The 1028-nt window shown below is 32.2% G+C and carries 1 pseudogene; it reads left to right on the forward strand.

The window, feature by feature from the left end:
- Positions 1-515, forward strand: a pseudogene (locus tag AC5YCI_RS16260) (transposase); the annotation flags it as partial.
- Positions 516-1028 lie beyond the last annotated feature (513 nt).

The following is a 1028-nucleotide window of genomic DNA, read 5'->3' on the forward strand; positions in this document are numbered from 1 at the left end:
AAGTATAACCACAGCAGAAGAACACTTTAACTGGGTCATTATTGATGCGACAGAATGTTCAATCGAACGCCCGAAAAAAAAATCAGAGTAAGTTCTACAGTGGTAAAAAGAAGAAACATACGCTAAAAGCCCAAGTGATCTATCATCCGAAGAGTAAACAAATCATAGGGCTAGATATATCGAATGGTGGTCAGCATGACATCAAACTGGCAAGAGAAACGGTTAAGAAATTTAAGCATTGTGAATATGTTGTGACCGATTTAGGGTACTATGGATTAGAGCAACATGGCTTTAAATTATTGATGCCCATAAAGAAAAAGAAGAATTTCCCGTTATTTAGTGTTGAGAAAAAGTACAATAAACTGATTGGAAAAATACGAGTTGTGATCGAACACATCAATAGTCAATTGAAAACATTTAGAATATTAAGTGAACGCTATCGAAATAGACGGAAAAGATTCTGTTTACGCATTAACTTAATTGCTGCACTGGTAAACCGAATAAACTTGCAATAACCACTTTCGCAAGAGATCTATTTTTTATGTATTCTGATGGAACACAACCTTTGATTAAATTTTACTTATCAACAAAATACACTATATCATTATCGATTAAAGAATCATTAATACAAACTGATTGAATTAGACTATTACCAATTTTTAAATAGTCATCATCAACATTTTCCACAACAATAAAACCATCCCAATTATTATATAAAAGGAAATTTCTCACTCTTTCTATCATCAATTCAGGACTTTGATCTTCAACTCTATATAGGTCAATAATCAAATTTACATCACCAGTTAAATATCGATAAGTACAAAGACATTTAATATCATCATTAGACCTCTTGCGAAAGTAAAAATCACCTCCATATAAATTTCATGAGATATCAGAAATTAAACCGTTTTTCAGATTCTGAATTCAAACGCTTAGTTGGCGTACCTCGACAAGTTTTTACTGAGATGGTAGAGGTTCTAGAAATAGCAGAATCACTCAAAAAGAAATCAGGTCGACCTCATACTTTA

This window comes from Acinetobacter sp. CY17, assembly GCF_059515825.1.